14 protein-coding genes are annotated in these 19,472 nt (G+C 55.8%); 7 read left to right on the top strand and 7 right to left on the bottom strand.

The window, feature by feature from the left end; translation table 11 throughout:
- Nucleotides 1-73 precede the first annotated feature (73 nt).
- Complete coding sequence (gene acnB / locus INF68_RS14230) at nt 74-2,671, bottom strand: bifunctional aconitate hydratase 2/2-methylisocitrate dehydratase (protein ID WP_045355163.1); 2,598 nt, start codon at nt 2,669-2,671, stop codon at nt 74-76.
- A 399-nt stretch (nt 2,672-3,070) separates the two neighbouring features.
- Here acnB and INF68_RS14225 point away from each other — a divergent pair, with 399 nt between their 5' ends.
- Entirely contained in the window at nt 3,071-4,627 is a 1,557-nt protein-coding gene (locus tag INF68_RS14225) for a DUF3300 domain-containing protein (protein ID WP_126786341.1), read from the top strand.
- A gap of 10 nt (nt 4,628-4,637) precedes the next feature.
- Entirely contained in the window at nt 4,638-5,429 is a 792-nt protein-coding gene (locus tag INF68_RS14220; protein WP_126786362.1) for a DUF2950 family protein, read from the top strand.
- A 53-nt stretch (nt 5,430-5,482) separates the two neighbouring features.
- Here the strand turns inward: INF68_RS14220 and lpdA are convergent, their stop codons facing one another.
- From lpdA to pdhR, 4 genes are all read right to left on the bottom strand, one after another.
- Nucleotides 5,483-6,907: a dihydrolipoyl dehydrogenase gene (lpdA, locus tag INF68_RS14215; RefSeq protein ID WP_003856313.1), complete on the bottom strand. Its 1,425-nt coding sequence runs from the start codon at nt 6,905-6,907 to the stop codon at nt 5,483-5,485.
- Nucleotides 6,908-7,082: 175 nt separating this feature from the next.
- Complete coding sequence (aceF, locus tag INF68_RS14210) at nt 7,083-8,981, bottom strand: pyruvate dehydrogenase complex dihydrolipoyllysine-residue acetyltransferase (protein WP_126786340.1); 1,899 nt, start codon at nt 8,979-8,981, stop codon at nt 7,083-7,085.
- A gap of 14 nt (nt 8,982-8,995) precedes the next feature.
- Complete coding sequence (gene aceE, locus INF68_RS14205; RefSeq protein ID WP_023310418.1) at nt 8,996-11,659, bottom strand: pyruvate dehydrogenase (acetyl-transferring), homodimeric type; 2,664 nt, start codon at nt 11,657-11,659, stop codon at nt 8,996-8,998.
- Between the two features lie 123 nt (nt 11,660-11,782).
- The gene (gene pdhR, locus INF68_RS14200; protein ID WP_008501960.1) at nt 11,783-12,547 is read right to left on the bottom strand and encodes a pyruvate dehydrogenase complex transcriptional repressor PdhR; all 765 of its coding nucleotides are present in this window, start codon (nt 12,545-12,547) and stop codon (nt 11,783-11,785) included.
- 263 nt (nt 12,548-12,810) lie between these two features.
- Here pdhR and INF68_RS14195 point away from each other — a divergent pair, with 263 nt between their 5' ends.
- The 4 genes from INF68_RS14195 (at nt 12,811) to INF68_RS14180 (ending at nt 16,978) form a co-directional block, all read left to right on the top strand.
- Nucleotides 12,811-13,038, top strand: coding sequence for a hypothetical protein (locus INF68_RS14195; protein ID WP_023310417.1), 228 nt, complete (start codon nt 12,811-12,813; stop codon nt 13,036-13,038).
- Nucleotides 13,039-13,084: 46 nt separating this feature from the next.
- Nucleotides 13,085-14,455, top strand: a complete 1,371-nt coding sequence (gene aroP / locus INF68_RS14190; protein WP_045355157.1) for an aromatic amino acid transporter AroP — start codon at nt 13,085-13,087, stop codon at nt 14,453-14,455.
- 164 nt (nt 14,456-14,619) lie between these two features.
- Nucleotides 14,620-16,017: a glycoside-pentoside-hexuronide (GPH):cation symporter gene (locus tag INF68_RS14185; protein WP_109845559.1), complete on the top strand. Its 1,398-nt coding sequence runs from the start codon at nt 14,620-14,622 to the stop codon at nt 16,015-16,017.
- Between the two features lie 10 nt (nt 16,018-16,027).
- Entirely contained in the window at nt 16,028-16,978 is a 951-nt protein-coding gene (locus INF68_RS14180) for a family 43 glycosylhydrolase (RefSeq protein ID WP_126786339.1), read from the top strand.
- Between the two features lie 18 nt (nt 16,979-16,996).
- On the opposite strand, the gene ampE is transcribed toward INF68_RS14180, so the two are convergent.
- Entirely contained in the window at nt 16,997-17,851 is an 855-nt protein-coding gene (gene ampE / locus INF68_RS14175) for a beta-lactamase regulator AmpE (RefSeq protein WP_033144645.1), read from the bottom strand.
- A gap of 9 nt (nt 17,852-17,860) precedes the next feature.
- Nucleotides 17,861-18,412, bottom strand: a complete 552-nt coding sequence (ampD, locus tag INF68_RS14170) for a 1,6-anhydro-N-acetylmuramyl-L-alanine amidase AmpD (protein WP_193525332.1) — start codon at nt 18,410-18,412, stop codon at nt 17,861-17,863.
- A gap of 87 nt (nt 18,413-18,499) precedes the next feature.
- On the opposite strand from ampD, the gene nadC reads away from it, so the two are divergent.
- On the top strand, nt 18,500-19,393 hold the full coding sequence (gene nadC, locus INF68_RS14165) for a carboxylating nicotinate-nucleotide diphosphorylase (RefSeq protein ID WP_126786338.1): 894 nt from the start codon (nt 18,500-18,502) through the stop codon (nt 19,391-19,393).
- Nucleotides 19,394-19,472 lie beyond the last annotated feature (79 nt).

Below are 19,472 nucleotides of genomic sequence, written 5' to 3'. Positions count from 1 at the left end.
CCCTCACCCCGTCCCTCTCCCACGGGAGAGGGTGCAAACACTAAAAACCGTCTCGTAGAGACGGTTTTGCTGTTTATACCGCCGTCTGGAAGATAACCCCGTCGGCCTTCTCGGTGTACTGAGAAAGCTGGTCGAAGTTCAGATAGCGATAGGTATCCACCGCGGTCTTATCCACCTGAGCCACAAAGGTCTGGTACTCTTCCGGCGTTGGCAGTTTGCCAATCAGCGCCGCAACCGCCGCCAGCTCCGCAGAGGCCAGGAAGACGTTCGCACCGGTACCTAAACGGTTCGGGAAGTTACGGGTAGAGGTGGAAACCACCGTCGCACCGTCGGCTACGCGCGCCTGGTTGCCCATACACAGGGAACAGCCAGGGATTTCGATACGCGCACCGCTCTTACCAAACACGCTGTAGTAGCCCTCTTCGGTCAGCTGAGCCGCGTCCATACGGGTTGGCGGCGCCACCCACAGACGGGTTGGCAGCTGGCCTTTGTGGGTATCCAGCAGCTTACCGGCAGCACGGAAGTGACCGATGTTGGTCATACAGGATCCGATGAACACTTCGTCGATCTTCTCGCCCTGAACCTCAGACAGCGGACGCGCGTCGTCAGGATCGTTCGGTGCACACAGGATTGGCTCTTTGATATCCGCCAGATCGATGTCGATCACCGCCGCGTACTCTGCGTCAGCATCGGCTTCCAGCAGCTGCGGATCGGCCAGCCATTTTTCCATGCCCTGGATACGACGCTCCAGCGTACGACGGTCGCCGTAGCCTTCTGCAATCATCCACTTCAGCAGCACGATGTTAGAGTTCAGATACTCAATAATCGGCTCTTTGTTCAGCTTGATGGTACAGCCCGCCGCAGAACGCTCGGCGGAAGCATCGGTCAGCTCGAACGCCTGCTCCACTTTCAGATCCGGCAGACCTTCAATTTCCAGAATGCGGCCAGAGAAGATGTTTTTCTTCCCTTTCTTCTCAACGGTCAGCAGGCCCTGTTTAATCGCATACAGCGGGATCGCGTGAACCAGGTCGCGCAGGGTGATACCCGGCTGCATTTTACCTTTGAAGCGCACCAGCACCGATTCCGGCATATCCAGCGGCATCACGCCCGTCGCAGCAGCAAACGCCACCAGACCGGAGCCCGCCGGGAAGGAGATACCGATTGGGAAACGGGTATGGGAGTCACCGCCGGTACCCACGGTATCCGGCAGCAGCATGCGGTTCAGCCAGGAGTGGATTACGCCGTCACCCGGACGCAGGGAAACGCCGCCGCGGTTCATGATGAAGTCTGGCAGCGTGTGGTGCGTGGTCACGTCAACCGGCTTCGGATAGGCCGCCGTATGGCAGAAGGACTGCATCACCAGGTCAGAAGAGAAGCCCAGGCACGCCAGGTCTTTCAGTTCGTCACGGGTCATTGGACCGGTGGTGTCCTGAGAGCCCACGGAGGTCATCTTAGGCTCGCAGTACGCGCCAGGACGAATACCGGCGACGCCGCACGCGCGGCCCACCATTTTCTGTGCCAGAGAATAACCGCGGTTGCTTTCAGCAACGTCTTTCGCCTGACGGAAAACGTCAGAGTGCGGCAGACCCAGCGCTTCGCGCGCTTTGGTAGTCAGGCCACGACCAATGATCAGCGGGATACGGCCACCGGCGCGCACTTCGTCGATCAGCACGTCGGTTTTCAGCTCGAAGCTTGCCAGCAGCTCGTTGGTTTCGTGGTTACGCACTTCGCCTTTGTACGGGTAAACGTCAATCACGTCGCCCATGTTCAGGTTAGAAACATCCACTTCGATCGGCAGTGCGCCCGCATCTTCCATGGTGTTGAAGAAGATTGGCGCAATTTTGCCGCCGAGGCACAGGCCGCCGCCGCGCTTGTTTGGCACATGCGGAATGTCGTCGCCCATGAACCACAGCACGGAGTTGGTTGCGGACTTACGGGAAGAACCGGTACCCACAACGTCACCCACATAGGCCAGCGGGAACCCTTTTTTCTGCAGGGCTTCGATCTGTTTGATCGGTCCGACGCTGCCCGGCTGATCCGGCTCAATACCTTCACGGGCGTTTTTCAGCATCGCCAGGGCGTGCAGAGGGATATCCGGGCGAGACCACGCGTCCGGTGCCGGAGAGAGGTCATCGGTGTTGGTTTCACCGGTCACTTTAAAGACGGTAACGGTGATTTTTTCAGCCAGCGCTGGGCGGTTCAGGAACCATTCGGCATCAGCCCAGGACTGCATCACCTGCTTCGCATAGACGTTGCCCGCTTTGGCTTTTTCTTCCACATCGTAGAAGTTATCGAACATCAGCAGCGTGGAAGAGAGCGCTTTAGCGGCAATCGGTGCCAGCTTGTCGTTATCCAGCGCGTCAATCAGCGGATGAATGTTGTAACCACCCTGCATGGTGCCGAGCAGTTCAATGGCTTTTTCAGGAGTAACCAGTGGGGAGGTGGCTTCGCCTTTGGCGATAGCAGCAAGGAATCCGGCTTTTACGTAGGCAGCTTCATCTACGCCAGGCGGTACGCGGTTGATCAGCAGATCTAACAGGAATTCTTCTTCGCCCTTAGGCGGGTTCTTCAGCAGCTCGACGAGCGCGGCCATTTGGGTTGCATCTAAAGGTTTGGGTACAATTCCCTCGGCGGCACGTTCTGCTACGTGCTTACGGTATTCTTCTAGCACGACGGTTCTCCTCGCTCTCATTGTCATATGCGGCGGGCGTTCTCTTCACGCTCCTGTGAGACAGCAGTTTGTAGGGTAAATGCCCGATACCGCGTCGGGCAGCATAGCAGGATTTCTGCACAGTGTTAATCCGTTTACAAAAAAGCAACATTAAAAAATTTGCTGAATCGTTAAGCATGGTGTAGCGGGGATTCAGGGCATCTTTTTGCGATATCTTCTGAACCGTGACGCTTCAGTTTTTTCTTCATCAGATATAATTGTGTAATAAATACTCACACTCTTTATCCGGACGTCCCGGACGCTTCCCAATAAAAGTCAAAACAGTAAAAGACGGGTGAATAATACTCACGCCAACCGTAACGCCTCACGGCACAGCGCTTGTCTCGTTGGAGTCATTTTATGAAGTTGCCCTTTAAGCCACATCTGCTCGTCCTTGTGTGCAGTGCCGGGCTGTTTGCCGCCTCGGGCGTCATGTTTGTCAAAGGCCGCGCCACGGAGCCCGCAGCGCCGGCTCCCGTCGCACAACAACCGGCTGCACCAGCGCCTGCCGCAGCCCAGCCCGCCCCTGTTGTCGCGCCAGCCTACACTGCCGCGCAAATCGATCAATGGGTTGCTCCCATCGCGCTCTACCCGGATGCCCTGCTGTCGCAAATTTTAATGGCGTCGACCTATCCGGCCAACGTGATCCAGGCGGCGCAGTGGTCCAAAGACAACCCTAAAATGGAAGGGGACGCCGCGATTCAGGCCGTTGCCAGCCAGCCCTGGGATCCCAGCGTAAAATCGCTGGTCGCGTTTCCTCAGCTTATGTCCCTGATGGGTGAAAACCCGCCGTGGGTACAAAATCTGGGTGATGCGTTTCTCGCGCAGCCGAAGGACGTGATGGATTCCGTTCAGCGCCTGCGCGCGCTGGCGCAGAAGGCCGGCGCTTTACAATCCACGCCCCAGCAGACGGTCACCACCGTGACAAAACCGGCGCCAGCGAAAACCAGCACCGCTGAGGCAACGACAACCACGACGTCCGCGCCCGCCCCAACGGTAATCAAAATTGAATCTGCCGACCCGCAGGTTGTTTACGTCCCCACCTATAACCCCAATACGGTTTACGGGACCTGGCCAAACGCCGCCTATCCGCCCACCTATCTCCCGCCTTCACCCGGGGAGCAGTTTGGCAACAGCTTCGTAAACGGTTTAGGCTTCAGCCTGGGCGTCGCCACAACCTATGCCATCTTCAGCAGCATCGACTGGGATGATGACGATGACTGGGATCATCACCATGGTGACTGGGATAATCACGGCGGCTATAACCGCAACGGTGATAACAATATCAATATCAACGTTGAGAACTTCAATAAAATCAGCGGACAGCGCCTGACGGACGCCAACCGCACCTGGCAGCACAACCCGGCCTATCGGGAAGGCGTGCCCTACCCGACTAACCAGCTCAACACTCGCTTCCACGCCACCAACGCGGCGACAGGGCTCAGCTCAACGCAGCAAAAACCGGTTAATCGCGATAGCCAGCGTCAGGCCGCGCTGAGCCAGATGGAGAAATCCACGGGCAAAACCTTCCCCCAAACGGCGCGCACCGGAACGAAAGACGTGCAGCGTCAGGCCTCAGGCGAACAGCTGAAGCAGATTTCGCAGCGCAATAACTACCGCGGCTACGACACCAAACCGCAGACGGCGAAGCGTAGCACCGCGCAGCAGCGAGAAAACCGCCAGACCACCGCCCAGAGACAAGAGAAGCGGGCTTCGCAGCCCGCGCAGCAACGCTCTCTCCAGCAGCGAAGCAGCCAGCCCCGGGCCAATGCGCTGAGCGGTAACGATAGCCGCTCCGCAAACTGGCAGGCGCAGCAGCAGCGCGGTGCGCAAAGCAGACAGCTCGCTGCGCGCCAGCAGCAGCCACGTCAGGCGTCTGGTGGACGTGCTGAACGCCGTGAAATTCGACATCGCTAAGGGAACCGACATGAAACGTAAACTACTCAGCGGAATGGTGTTATTTATGCTTTCGGCCCCGGTGATGGCGCAGCAGTCTTTTAGCACACCCGCTCAGGCAACCGATGCGCTGACCAAAGCCATCAGTGAGCAAAACGAGAGCGCGATGACCGATCTGCTTGGAGAGAACTGGCGCGATTTTCTGCCCCCTGAGGGCGTTGATCCGGATGCTGTCGATCGCTTCCTGCGCGACTGGAACGTCCGTCATACCACGGTTGTCGAAGGAGATAAGGCGCATCTGGTTGTCGGAGACAACGGCTGGCAGCTTCCCATCCCGGTGATCAAAACCTCTGCAGGCTGGCAGTTCGACATCAAAGAAGGGGCTGAAGAGATCCTGACCCGTGAAATCGGGCGTAACGAGCTCGCCGCCATTGAAGCCTTGCATGCCTATGTTGATGCGCAGCAAAGCTATTTTGCGATGAACCAGAAATACGCGCAGAAGATTGTCAGCTCGAAAGGCAAAAAAGACGGTTTGTACTGGCCAGCCTCGCCCGGCGAAGCGCCCAGCCCGCTCGGTCCGGCATTTAGCCCGAAAGAGCCGGGCACCGGCTATCACGGCTATCGCTTCCGCATCCTGCCGGATAATCACGGTTTCGCGATGGTTGCCTGGCCGGTCAGCTATGGTCAGACGGGCGTAATGAGCTTTGTGATAAACCAGGACGACAAGGTGTACCAGTCCGATCTCGGCAGCGATTCAGAGCAGAAAACCCGGGCGCTAGCCGCCTATAGCCCTGATAAAAACTGGCAGCCTGTGGCACCCTAAACGCAGCGCATAAAAAAAGCGGCCATTGGCCGCTTTTTTTCATCTGAAGAAACTTATTTCTTCTTCGCTTTCGCGTTTGGCAGGTCGGTGATGCTGCCTTCAAACACTTCTGCCGCCAGGCCCACGGACTCGTGCAGAGTCGGGTGAGCGTGGATGGTCAGCGCGATGTCTTCAGCGTCACAGCCCATTTCGATAGCCAGACCGATTTCACCCAGCAGCTCGCCGCCGTTGGTACCGACAATCGCACCACCGATGACGCGGTGAGTCTCTTTGTCGAAGATCAGTTTGGTCATACCGTCAGCGCAGTCGGAAGCGATAGCACGGCCAGAAGCAGCCCACGGGAAGGTGGCGGTTTCGTAGCTGATGCCTTTCTCTTTCGCTTCTTTCTCAGTCAGACCCACCCATGCAACTTCTGGCTCGGTGTACGCGATAGATGGAATGACTTTCGGATCGAAGTAGTGCTTCATGCCGGCGATAACTTCAGCGGCAACGTGACCTTCGTGAACACCTTTGTGTGCCAGCATTGGCTGACCGACGATATCGCCGATAGCAAAGATGTGCGGCACGTTAGTGCGCAGCTGCTTGTCAACGCGGATAAAGCCACGGTCGTCCACTTCCACGCCAGCTTTGCCCGCGTCGAGGTTTTTACCGTTCGGCACACGGCCGATAGCCACCAGCACGGCGTCGTAACGCTGCGGTTCGGATGGGGCTTTTTTGCCTTCCATGGAAACGTAAATACCGTCTTCTTTCGCTTCAACGGCAGTCACTTTGGTTTCCAGCATCAGGTTGAATTTCTTGCTGATGCGTTTGGTGAAGACTTTAACGATGTCTTTGTCGGCAGCCGGGATAACCTGGTCGAACATTTCAACCACGTCGATCTCTGAACCCAGCGCATGGTACACGGTACCCATTTCCAGACCGATGATACCGCCGCCCATGACCAGCAGACGCTTAGGAACGGTTTTCAGCTCCAGCGCATCGGTGGAATCCCACACGCGTGGATCTTCATGCGGAATGAATGGCAGTTCGATTGGGCGAGAGCCTGCCGCGATGATCGCGTTGTCGAAGTTGATCACGGTTTTGCCGTTTTCGCCTTCCACTTCCAGGGTGTTCGCACCGGTGAATTTACCCAGACCGTTTACCACTTTCACTTTACGGCCTTTGGCCATACCCGCCAGACCGCCGGTCAGCTGAGTGATAACTTTCTCTTTCCAGGTACGAATTTTGTCGATATCGGTTTTCGGCTCGCCGAAGACGATGCCGTGTTCAGCCAGCGCTTTGGCTTCTTCGATAACTTTCGCCACGTGCAGCAGCGCTTTAGAAGGGATACAGCCGACGTTCAGACAAACACCGCCGAGGGTGCTGTAACGTTCTACGATGACGGTTTCCAGACCTAAATCCGCTGCACGGAATGCTGCGGAGTAACCTGCCGGGCCTGCCCCAAGTACTACGACCTGAGTTTTGATTTCTGTGCTCATCATGACCTCTTAATTTATACCCGTCGTCCACCGGGTCGTTCTATCCGCCCGCAGTTTACAAAATTGTTAACAATTTTGAAACAACAAACGGCTCACGAATTGTCGCTTTCGCCAATAACCTCACAAACACCATGAGATTATCAGAAAAAAGCCGGCCGACTGGCCGGCTTTTCGATTACATCACCAGGCGGCGAATGTCGCTCAGCATGTTGTTGATGATGGTGATGAAGCGCGCACCATCAGCACCGTCGATCACGCGGTGGTCGAAGGACAGAGAGATTGGCATCATCAGACGCGGCACGAACTCTTTGCCATTCCACACCGGCTCCATCGCGGACTTGGACACACCGAGGATAGCCACTTCCGGCGCGTTAACAATCGGTGCGAAGTGGGTGGTACCCAGGCCGCCGATGCTGGAGATAGTGAAGCAGCCGCCCTGCATTTCGCCGGCAGTCAGCTTACCATCACGCGCTTTCTTGGAGATAACGGTCAGTTCACGGGACAGCTCAGTGATGCTCTTCTTGTTCACGTCTTTGAAGACCGGAACAACCAGACCATTTGGCGTATCAACCGCAACACCGATGTTGATGTATTTCTTCAGCGTCAGCTTCTGGCCGTCTTCGGACAGGGAGCTGTTGAAGCGTGGCATCTGCTCAAGGGCAGCAGCAACGGCTTTCATGATGAAGACTACTGGGGTGAATTTCACGTCCAGTTTGCGCTTCTCAGCTTCAGCGTTCTGCTGTTTACGGAACGCTTCCAGATCGGTGATATCGGTTTTGTCGAAGTGCGTAACGTGCGGGATCATCACCCAGTTACGGCTCAGGTTAGCACCAGAGATTTTCTGGATGCGGCCCAGCTCCACTTCTTCGATTTCGCCGAACTTGCTGAAGTCCACTTTCGGCCATGGCAGCATGCCCGGGATACCGCCACCGGCGGCTGCAGCAGGTGCAGCTTCGGCGCGTTTCACCGCGTCTTTCACGTAGGTCTGAACGTCTTCGCGCAGGATACGACCCTTACGGCCGGTTCCTTTCACTTTCGCCAGGTTCACACCGAACTCGCGCGCCAGGCGACGAATCAGCGGAGTAGCGTGGACGTAAGCGTCGTTTTCAGCGAACTCAGATTTTTCTGCTTTAGCAGCAGGGGCAGCGGCTGGTTTAGCAGCCTGAGCCGGTGCAGCAGCAGGGGCTGGAGCAGCTGCGGCAGCCGGAGCTGCGGCAGGCGCAGCGCCTTCCACTTCGAAGACCATGATCAGAGAGCCGGTAGACACTTTGTCGCCGGTGCTGATTTTGATCTCTTTAACGGTACCCGCGAACGGCGCCGGCACTTCCATAGAAGCTTTGTCGCCTTCAACGGTGATCAGTGACTGTTCAGCGGCAACTTTGTCGCCCACTTTCACCATCACTTCGGTCACTTCAACTTCGTCACCGCCGATGTCCGGTACGTTAACGTCTTTCGCGCCGCCAGCAGCTGCTGGTGCAGCAGCCGGAGCCGGAGCAGCGGCCTGCGCAGGCGCGGCAGCGCCTTCTGCACCCGCCACTTCGAAGATCATGATAAGCGACCCGGTAGACACTTTGTCGCCGGTGTTGATCTTGATCTCTTTAACGGTACCCGCGAACGGAGCCGGCACTTCCATAGAGGCTTTGTCGCCTTCTACGGTGATCAGTGACTGCTCAGCCGCAACGGTGTCGCCCACTTTCACCAGAATTTCAGTGACTTCAACTTCATCACCGCCGATGTCAGGCACGTTCACTTCTTTTGCTGCTGCGGCAGCTGCTGGAGCAGCGGCGGCCGGAGCAGCTTCTTTCTTCTCTTCCTGCGCAGGTGCAGCAGTTGCTGCACCGTCGGCGGAATCGAAAATCATGATCAGTTTACCGGTCTCGGTTTTATCGCCAACAGAGACTTTGATCTCTTTAACGATGCCAGCCTGAGGAGACGGGACTTCCATAGAGGCTTTGTCGCCTTCTACGGTGATCAGCGACTGTTCAGCTTCAACTTTGTCGCCTACTTTGACCAGGATCTCGGTGATTTCAACTTCATCAGCCCCGATGTCCGGTACATTGATTTCGATAGCCATTATTCTTTTACCTCTTACGCCAGACGCGGGTTAACTTTTTCTGCATCGATGTTGAATTTGGTGATTGCGTCCGCAACCACTTTCTTATCGATTTCGCCACGTTTAGCCAGTTCGCCCAGTGCTGCTACAACCACGTAAGAAGCATCAACTTCGAAGTGGTGACGCAGGTTTTCGCGGCTGTCAGAACGACCGAAGCCGTCAGTACCCAGTACGCGATAATCATCAGCTGGAACGTAAGTACGAACCTGCTCTGCGAACAGTTTCATATAGTCAGTAGACGCCACCGCTGGCGCGTCGTTCATCACCTGAGCGATGTACGGAACGCGTGGAGTTTCCAGTGGGTGCAGCATGTTCCAGCGCTCACAATCCTGGCCATCACGCGCCAGTTCAGTGAAGGAGGTCACAGAGTACACGTCGGAACCCACGCCGTAGTCTTTCGCCAGGATCTGCGCTGCTTCACGTACGTGACGCAGGATAGAGCCGGAGCCCAGCAGCTGAACTTTACCTTTGCTACCTTCGATGGTTTCGAGTTTGTAGATACCTTTACGGATACCTTCCTCGGCACCTGCTGGCATTGCCGGCATGTGGTAGTTTTCGTTCAGGGTGGTGATGTAGTAGTAAATGTTCTCTTGCGCTTCACCGTACATGCGCTGCAGACCGTCATGCATGATGACTGCCACTTCGTACGCGTAAGACGGGTCGTAAGAGATACAGTTAGGGATAGTCAGAGACTGAATGTGGCTGTGGCCATCTTCGTGCTGCAGACCTTCACCGTTCAGGGTCGTACGACCGGAGGTACCGCCTACCAGGAAGCCGCGAGCCTGCTGGTCGCCTGCCTGCCAGCACAGGTCACCGATACGCTGGAACCCGAACATGGAGTAGTAGATGTAGAACGGGATCATCGGCAGGTTGTTAGTGCTGTAAGAGGTCGCAGCAGCCAGCCAGGATGCGCCTGCGCCCAGCTCGTTGATACCTTCCTGCAGGATCTGACCTTTTTCGTCTTCTTTGTAGTATGCAACCTGCTCACGGTCCTGCGGAGTGTACTGCTGGCCGTTCGGGCTGTAGATACCGATCTGACGGAACAGACCTTCCATACCGAAAGTACGCGCTTCGTCGGCGATGATTGGAACCAGACGATCTTTGATCGACTTGTTCTTCAGCATCACGTTCAGGGCACGAACGAAAGCGATAGTGGTGGAGATCTCTTTGTTCTGCTCTTCCAGCAGCTGAGAGAAGTCTTCCAGCGCTGGCAGTTCCAGCTTCTCGGTGAAGTTAGGCTGACGAGCTGGCAGGTAGCCTTTCAGCGCCTGACGACGTTCGTGCAGGTACTTGTGCTCTTCAGACCCTTCCGGGAAGGTGATGTAAGACAGGTTTTCTACCTGCTCATCGGTCACTGGAACGTTGAAACGGTCGCGGATATAACGCACGCCGTCCATGTTCATTTTCTTAACCTGGTGAGCGATGTTTTTACCTTCTGCGGTATCACCCATGCCGTAACCTTTGATGGTATGGGCCAGGATTACAGTCGCTTTACCTTTGGTTTCACGCGCTTTTTTCAGTGCAGCGTAGACTTTCTTCGGATCGTGACCACCGCGGTTCAGAGCCCAGATCTGCTCATCAGTCCAGTCTGCAACCAGTGCTGCGGTTTCAGGATATTTGCCGAAGAAGTGCTCACGAACGTAGGCACCGTCTTTGGATTTGAAGGTCTGGTAGTCACCGTCAACGGTTTCGTTCATCAGCTGGATCAGTTTACCGCTGGTGTCTTTACGCAGCAGCTCATCCCAACGACCGCCCCACATGACTTTGATCACGTTCCAGCCAGCACCAGCGAAGATGCCTTCCAGTTCGTTGATGATCTTGCCGTTACCGGTTACCGGACCATCCAGACGCTGCAGGTTACAGTTGATGATGAAGCACAGGTTGTCCAGCTTCTCACGGGTAGCGATGGTGATCGCACCTTTGGATTCTGGCTCATCCATTTCGCCGTCGCCCAGGAAGGCGTAAACGGTCTGCTCAGAGGTGTCTTTCAGACCACGGTGTTCCAGGTATTTCAGGAATTTAGCCTGATAGATCGCACCGATTGGGCCCAGACCCATAGATACGGTCGGGAACTGCCAGAATTCAGGCATCAGTTTAGGGTGCGGGTAAGAAGACAGACCTTTACCGTGTACTTCCTGACGGAAGTTGTTCATCTGCTCTTCAGTCAGACGACCTTCCAGGAATGCACGTGCATAGATGCCCGGAGAGATGTGGCCCTGGAAGTACACCAGATCGCCGCCGTCTTTCTCGTTCGCTGCACGGAAGAAGTGGTTGAAGCACACTTCGTAAACGGTCGCAGAAGACTGGAAGGACGCCATGTGGCCACCCAGCTCCAGGTCTTTCTTGGATGCGCGCAGAACGGTCATGATGGCGTTCCAGCGGATTGCAGAACGGATACGACGTTCCAGATCCAGATTGCCCGGGTATTCCGGTTCGTCTTCGACGGCAATCGTGTTTACGTAGTTGCTAGCCCCTGCACCTGAAGCAACCTTCACGCCGCCTTTGCGGGCTTCAGAAAGCAGCTGATCAATCAGATACTGAGCGCGCTCAACACCTTCTTCACGGATGACCGATTCGATCGCCTGTAGCCAGTCGCGAGTTTCGATCGGATCCACGTCATTTTGGAGACGTTCTGACATGGGGGTATTCCTTATCTATCTAATACGTTGATTTGTCTGGAACCTGTCCCATTGTATTTTCGCCAGAAAACACAATAAGACAGGTTCTGCGTTTAGTTGCCGCGCTCTAAAAGTACCTGGCGCTTAATCCTTTCGTTGCTGTATGCGGCGTAATGAACGTTCGCGACGCGATTGTTCACGGCTGCGGTCCAGCAAGATTTCCTCAATGAAAGCCAGATGTCGGTGCGACGCTTCGCGCGCCTGCTCCGGTTCCCCGGCCATTATCGCCTCGAATACTCGGGTGCGATGGTTGCTTACCAGTGGGAGCATGTCCCGACGGGCATACAACAATTCAAAATTTTGACGAACGTTCTGGGCCAGCATGGGCTCCATGCAGCGTAGCAGATGGAGGAGCACCACGTTGTGGGCCGCTTCGGTGACGGCAATTTGATACTGGACGACGGCGCTGGACTCGGCGTCTAAATCGCCGGACTGCTGTGCCCGTTCAATGGCCTGATGCAGTTCGCGGATACGCACGCGATCTTCATCAGTGCTGCGAAGGGCGGCGTAATAGGCCGCAATACCTTCAAGCGCGTGACGGGTCTCAAGCAGGTCAAACTGGGATTCTGGGTGGTCAGAGAGAAGTTCTACCAGCGGATCGCTGAAGCTCTGCCACAGGCTGTTTTGCACAAAGGTTCCGCCGCCCTGGCGACGAAGCAGCAAGCCCTTTGCTTCGAGACGTTGAATCGCCTCACGCAGAGAGGGACGTGAAACGTCGAACTGTTTTGCCAGCTCGCGTTCTGGCGGAAGTTTCTCACCCGGGCGCAGAGTCCCTTCGAGGATTAAAAACTCCAGCTGCTGCTCAATCACATCAGATAGTTTTGGTTGGCGAATTTTGCTGTAGGCCATATTCCCTGTCTTACGCCTTTTTGCCCGGAGTCAATTGGTCTTACCAATTTCTATTTCGTATCGCTAAAGTAACAAAGTATTCACCTTCTGTCCATATTGGTTTTGATTGAAATCAGTAAACCCTGCACATTTTAACAACCTTACAGAAATAACGTTTCAGAAATGTAACTTTGCACAAATGAGTTGATTACTCCCAAAGAGGGAGTTTTAACCATAATGAAACGAGGGTTTTTGCAATCTGAAGCGATTCAACAAGGCAAATAATGAAAATTCGCCCACTTAAGGCGCATTTCTATTCTATAGGTTGGGTGAGGAACAACGAGCGGGCCGATTTACAAATGCTTTCTTTTTATTCAAGTCGTCATCACCCCTTCATAAAGCAGGTGCATTCGCAGGCACTTATCACTATTCTGGCGCTTACGGAAGCCATCTCCGCTTTTTTCGGTCTCGTTAACCGTAAAGAAATAAATACAGAATATGGATTTTCATAATTACACACGCACAGCGTGAACATAACAACCACACACGAGGTTTCAAATGGAAGCTCAACAGCACGGCGATCAGCTAAAGCGCGGGCTTAAAAACCGCCATATTCAGCTCATCGCACTGGGCGGTGCGATTGGTACCGGCCTGTTTCTGGGCAGCGCATCCGTTATCCAGTCTGCCGGTCCGGGCATTATTTTGGGTTACGCGATTGCGGGTTTCATTGCTTTTCTGATCATGCGCCAGCTGGGTGAAATGGTCGTTGAAGAGCCGGTCGCAGGCTCCTTCAGCCACTTTGCCTATAAATACTGGGGCAGCTTTGCCGGTTTCGCCTCGGGCTGGAACTACTGGGTCCTGTACGTTCTGGTTGCCATGGCTGAGCTTACCGCCGTCGGGAAATACATTCAGTTCTGGTATCCCGAGATCCCAACCTGGGCTTCCGCAGCCGCTTTCTTCGTCATTATTAACGCCATTAACCTGACCAACGTAAAAGTGTTCGGTGAAATGGAGTTCTGGTTTGCCATCATCAAGGTCATTGCCGTAGTGGCGATGATTATCTTCGGCGGCTGGCTGCTGTTCAGCGGCAACGGCGGCCCGCAGGCAACCGTGCGCAACCTCTGGGAACAGGGGGGCTTCCTGCCTCACGGCATGACCGGCCTGGTGATGATGATGGCCATCATTATGTTCTCCTTCGGCGGTCTGGAACTCGTGGGCATCACCGCCGCTGAAGCCGACAACCCGGAGCAAAGCATTCCGAAAGCCACTAACCAGGTTATCTACCGCATTCTGATCTTCTATGTGGGCTCGCTGGCCGTGCTGCTCTCCCTGCTGCCGTGGACGCGCGTGACCGCCGACACCAGCCCGTTTGTGCTGATCTTCCACGAGCTGGGCGACACCTTTGTCGCTAACGCCCTGAACATCGTGGTGCTGACCGCAGCGCTCTCCGTTTACAACAGCTGCGTATACTGCAACAGCCGCATGCTGTTCGGCCTGGCCCAGCAGGGCAACGCGCCAAAAGCGCTGCTCAACGTCGATAAGCGCGGCGTGCCGGTAAACACAATTCTGGTTTCGGCGGTTGTGACCGCGCTGTGCGTGCTCATTAACTACATGGCTCCGGAATCGGCGTTTGGCCTGCTGATGGCGCTGGTGGTCTCTGCCCTGGTCATCAACTGGGCCATGATCAGCCTGGCGCACATGAAGTTCCGCCGCGCCAAGCAGCAGCAGGGCGTCACCACGCGCTTCCCTGCCCTGCTCTATCCGCTGGGTAACTGGATCTGCCTGCTGTTTATGGCAGCCGTGCTGGTGATTATGCTGATCACCCCGGGTATGGCGATTTCCGTCTACCTGATCCCGGTCTGGATTGCGATCCTGGGCGTGGGCTATCTGTTCAGTCAGAAAAGCCGTAATGCCATGAAGGCACACTAAGCCTCTCTTCGCGGCGCCTGCTTTTGCGGGTGCCGCGCGTTGTTACCTCCCTCACACTTTCATGCCCGCAGCGCATTTATCCATATCACCGCCCTGATACTGCAACGCATATATTCCTTTGCCAGCAAATAATTCTCTCCATACCGTAAACCGGAGAGCTGTCGATGGATAACAACACACTTTCAGTAAAAGAAAAGATCGGCTATGGGATGGGCGACGCGGGATGCAATATCATCTTCGGCGCCATCATGCTGTTTGTTAACTATTTTTATACGGATATTTTTGGCCTCGCCCCTGCGCTGGTCGGCGTGCTGCTGCTTTCCGTACGCGTGATTGACGCCGTAACGGACCCGATCATGGGGGCGATTGCTGACCGTACCCGCAGTAAATATGGCCGATTTCGTCCATGGCTGCTGTGGATCGCCTTCCCCTACGCGCTGTTCAGCATTCTGATGTTCACCACGCCGGAGTGGAGCTATAACAGCAAAGTTATCTATGCGTTTGTCACCTACTTCCTGCTCTCTTTGACCTATACAGCCATCAACATTCCCTACTGCTCGCTGGGCGGGGTGATCACCAACGATCCAAAAGAGCGCGTGGCCTGCCAGTCGTATCGCTTCGTGCTGGTGGGCATCGCCACGCTACTGCTCTCATTAACGCTGCTGCCGATGGCCGACTGGTTTGGCGGGGATAACAAAGCCAAAGGCTACCAGATGGCGATGACCGTCCTGGCGCTGATTGGCACCTGCATGTTCCTGTTCTGCTTCGCCACCGTGCGCGAGCGCGTGCGTCCGGCGGTACAGACCAACGACGAGCTGAAAAACGATCTCAAAGACGTGTGGAAGAACGACCAGTGGGTACGCATTCTGCTCCTGACCCTGTGCAACGTCTGCCCGGGCTTTATCCGCATGGCGGCCACCATGTATTACGTCACCTGGGTGATGGGCCAGAGCACCCATTTCGCCACGCTGTTTATCAGCCTGGGCGTGGTCGGTATGATGCTCGGCAGCATGCTGGCAAAAGTGCTGACCGACCGCTGGTGTAAGCTGAAGGTCTTCTTCTGGACCAATATCGTTCTGGCGATTTTCTCAACCGCCTTCTATTTCTTCGACCCGAAAGCCACCGTCACCATCGTGGTGCTCTACTTCCTGCTGAACATCCTGCACCAGATCCCGTCTCCGCTGCACTGGTCGCTGATGGCCGACGTGGACGACTACGGCGAGTGGAAGACCGGAAAACGCATCACCGGGATCAGCTTCTCCGGCAACATCTTCTTCCTGAAGCTGGGGCTGGCGATTGCCGGGGCGATGGTCGGCTTCCTGCTCTCCTGGTACGGTTACGACGCGGGCGCAAAAGCGCAAAGCGCGGACGCCATTAACGGGATCGTGCTGCTCTTTACCGTCATTCCTGGCATCGGGTATCTCATTACCGCTGGCGTGGTACGCCTGCTGAAAGTGGACCGTGAAACGATGAAGCGCATTCAGGAAGACCTGGAAAAACGTCGTACCAATTACCGTGAACTGAGCGACTATCAGGAACTGAAAGCCGCAGAGACAAAATAAGGAGAGCCAAATGCATCAGTGGCCAAATCCGTTTATCGAACAACGTGCCGACCCGTACATTTTACGCCACGAGGGGCAGTACTATTTTATCGCCTCCGCGCCTGAGTACGACAGGCTGGCGATCCGCCGCGCAGCGTCGCTGGAAGGCTTACGTAATGCCGAAGAAGTGGTGGTCTGGCGCAAACCCGAGACCGGCCCGATGAGCCAGCTGATCTGGGCGCCGGAACTGCACCACATCAACGGGAAGTGGTACATCTATTTTGCTGCGACGCACACCCAGGCGCTCGACGCGCTCGGAATGTTCCAGCACCGCATGTTCGCCATTGAATGTGCTGACGGCGATCCACTCACCGGCGCGTGGGTGGAAAAAGGACAGATCAAAACGCAGTTCGATACCTTCGCCCTGGACGCCACCACCTTTGTTCATAAGGGGAAACGCTGGTATCTGTGGGCGCAAAAAGCGCCGGACATCACCGGAAACTCCAATCTTTATCTCTGTGAAATGGAGAACCCGTGGACGCTGAAAGGCGAGCCGGTGATGCTCAGCAAGCCAGAGTATGACTGGGAGCGTCGCGGGTTTTGGGTCAACGAAGGCCCGGCGGTGCTGGTTCACGGCGATAAGCTGTTTATCAGCTATTCCGCCAGCGCCACCGACGAGAACTACTGCATGGGGCTACTGTGGATAGACCTGAATGCCGATCCGCAAAACCCGGCAAACTGGCACAAATCCCCGCGTCCAGTGTTCGTTACCAGCTATGAGAACCACCAGTTCGGCCCGGGACACAACAGCTTTACGCAAACGCCAGAAGGGGAAGATGTGCTGGTGTATCACGCGCGGAATTACACCGAAATTGAGGGCGACCCGCTGTACGATCCGAACCGTCATACTCGACTGAAGCTTGTCCGCTGGAATGAAAACGGGATGCCTGATTTCGGCATCCCGCCCGCGGATACGCTTTAGCCTTTGCGGCGCGCTGGCCTACACCAGCGTGCCGTAAATCGTCAGCAGCGCCACGATCACCACCACCACAAACGACGTTTTCTTCGCCATGGAGACAGCGGCCTTCGGCGTTTCAATCTTGTCAGTATGCGGCTCACGCGCCAGCGAGAACTGCGCCAGACGCGTTAGCACCTGGTACTGCGACGTATGGCGATCGGCAAGAGAAGCGAACCATGCGGGCAGCGCTTTTTCACCGTGACCAATTAACGCGTACACCACGCCGACCAGACGCACCGGGAGCCAGTCGATCACGTGCAGGATGGCGTCAATACCGGACTGCAGGCGTTCGTGCGGCGTCAGATAACGGGCAAGCCAGGTCTGCCAGGCGCGCAGGAACGCATATCCCATCAGCAGCACCGGCCCCAGCGGGCCCCCCACTACAAACCAGAACAGCGGCGCAAGATAGTAACGGAAGTTAATCCACAGCAGCGCGTTTTGCAGCTCGCGCAGGAATTCGCGCTCGTCGCAGTCCGGCGGCACGCCGTGGATCATCGTCAGCTCGCTCGCCATGGCACCGCGCGCATGGGCATCGTCACGGGAGGCGGCTTTCAGGTATGCGTGATAGTGTAAACGCACCTTGCCTGCGCCAATGCACAGCACGCCAAGCAGGATCCACACCACCAGCAGCGGCACGTTGAAAAAGAGTCCGTACAGCGAGCGCAGGAGCAGGAACGTAATGACCATCACCCCTGCCATCATCAGCAGCGTGCGCAGCATGGAAAAATGTTTGATACGGCGGAATAACACCTCCAGCCGGTGATCCAGATGCCAGTGCTCGCCGAGCTTGAACAGGCGTTCAGCGATGATAACCAGCAGCATGGTAAACAACGTCATGGTATCTCCTTATTCTGACGACGCGGTGAGCATGGCGCGAAACCGGGGCCAGTCAAAGGCCGGGCCGGGATCGGTTTTTCTCTCCGGGGCTATATCACTGTGTCCCGTGATATTGTCGGCGATAGCCGGGTAGAGTCCGATAAGCGTGCGGGTCTCTGCCGCTAGCCGTTGATACTGTGAATCGGTGTAGGGCGTAGTATCCGTGCCTTCCAGTTCGATCCCGATAGAAAAATCATTGCACCGTTCGCGCCCGTGATACATCGACACGCCGGCATGCCAGGCGCGCTTATCAAAGGGAACATACTGAACCACTTCACCATCGCGACGAATCAGGCAGTGAGCCGATACGCGCAGATGTGCAATTTCAGCAAAGAAGGGATGAGCATCGGGATCAATCGTTCCCGTGAATAACGCATCGATCCACGGACCGCCAAATTCACCCGGCGGGAGACTAATATTATGAACCACCAGCAGTGTGGGCTTTTCATCCTCCGGGCGGCAATCGTGGTGCGGCGAGGGCACGTGCCGCGCATCCACCAGCCATCCGTTTTCTAACAACATGCTGGAACTCCTTCTGTATGGTGCAATGACTCGGTTCAGAGTAGCATGTTTCAATATTATGATTCGTTACCAATTTGGAGTTTTATCATGCCGCCTCGCCGCTACAACCCCGACCACCGACGTGAAGCGCTTCTGGAACGTATTAATATGGATATTCCGGCAAGCGTCTCCCATGCTTTGAAAGAAGATCTGGGCGGTGACGTTAACGCTGATAAGGATATTACCGCACAATTGTTGCCAAAAGAGACGCGCTCGCACGCGGTCATTATTACCCGTGAAGAGGGCGTTTTTTGCGGCAAGCGTTGGGTTGAAGAGGTCTTTACCCAGCTGGCGGGTGATGATGTGCAGATTATCTGGCACGTTGAAGACGGCGATGCAATTACGGCAAACCAGCCGCTGTTTGAACTGGACGGTCCTTCCCGCGTCTTGCTGACCGGCGAACGTACCGCGCTCAATTTTGTACAAACGCTCTCTGGCGTGGCCAGTGAAGTGCGTCGCTACGTTGACCTGCTGGCCGGTACTCGCACCCAACTGCTGGATACCCGCAAAACGCTGCCGGGCCTGCGTACCGCGCTGAAGTATGCGGTGCTCTGCGGCGGCGGCGCTAACCATCGCCTGGGCTTATCCGACGCCTTCCTGATTAAAGAGAACCACATTATTGCCTCTGGCTCCGTGCGTCAGGCGGTGGAGAAAGCCTTCTGGCTGCACCCGGATGTGCCTGTCGAGGTAGAAGTCGAAAGCCTGGAAGAGCTGAAGCAGGCGATTAAGGCCGGGGCCGATATCATCATGCTCGATAACTTCGAAACAGAGCAGATGCGCGAGGCGGTAAAACTGACTAACGGCCGGGCCCAGCTGGAAGTGTCCGGGAACGTCACTTTCGAAACGATCCGAGAATTCGCCGAAACCGGCGTGGATTACATCTCCGTCGGCGCGCTGACCAAACACGTTCGCGCCCTCGACCTCTCAATGCGCTTCAAATAACGCATCCTCCCCTCTCCACCCGGAGAGGGGAATTTCAGCCCCGCTCGCAGATCCACTGTTCTGCCGTGCAACACTGAAA

Source organism: Enterobacter cloacae complex sp. P16RS2, assembly GCF_014982155.1.
Lineage (GTDB): Bacteria > Pseudomonadota > Gammaproteobacteria > Enterobacterales > Enterobacteriaceae > Enterobacter > Enterobacter cloacae_M.
This window is presented reverse-complemented; position numbering and strand designations above follow the sequence as displayed.

Excerpts from the sequence above, each read along its gene's own strand:
- INF68_RS14225 (WP_126786341.1), top strand. The coding sequence starts at position 3,071 with ATGAAGTTGCCCTTTAAGCCACATCTGCTCGTCCTTGTGTGCAGTGCC.
- INF68_RS14220 (WP_126786362.1), top strand. The coding sequence starts at position 4,638 with ATGAAACGTAAACTACTCAGCGGAATGGTGTTATTTATGCTTTCGGCC.
- lpdA (WP_003856313.1), bottom strand. The coding sequence starts at position 6,907 with ATGAGCACAGAAATCAAAACTCAGGTCGTAGTACTTGGGGCAGGCCCG.
- aceF (WP_126786340.1), bottom strand. The coding sequence starts at position 8,981 with ATGGCTATCGAAATCAATGTACCGGACATCGGGGCTGATGAAGTTGAA.
- aceE (WP_023310418.1), bottom strand. The coding sequence starts at position 11,659 with ATGTCAGAACGTCTCCAAAATGACGTGGATCCGATCGAAACTCGCGAC.
- pdhR (WP_008501960.1), bottom strand. The coding sequence starts at position 12,547 with ATGGCCTACAGCAAAATTCGCCAACCAAAACTATCTGATGTGATTGAG.
- INF68_RS14195 (WP_023310417.1), top strand. The coding sequence starts at position 12,811 with ATGAAAATTCGCCCACTTAAGGCGCATTTCTATTCTATAGGTTGGGTG.
- aroP (WP_045355157.1), top strand. The coding sequence starts at position 13,085 with ATGGAAGCTCAACAGCACGGCGATCAGCTAAAGCGCGGGCTTAAAAAC.
- INF68_RS14185 (WP_109845559.1), top strand. The coding sequence starts at position 14,620 with ATGGATAACAACACACTTTCAGTAAAAGAAAAGATCGGCTATGGGATG.
- INF68_RS14180 (WP_126786339.1), top strand. The coding sequence starts at position 16,028 with ATGCATCAGTGGCCAAATCCGTTTATCGAACAACGTGCCGACCCGTAC.
- ampE (WP_033144645.1), bottom strand. The coding sequence starts at position 17,851 with ATGACGTTGTTTACCATGCTGCTGGTTATCATCGCTGAACGCCTGTTC.
- ampD (WP_193525332.1), bottom strand. The coding sequence starts at position 18,412 with ATGTTGTTAGAAAACGGATGGCTGGTGGATGCGCGGCACGTGCCCTCG.
- nadC (WP_126786338.1), top strand. The coding sequence starts at position 18,500 with ATGCCGCCTCGCCGCTACAACCCCGACCACCGACGTGAAGCGCTTCTG.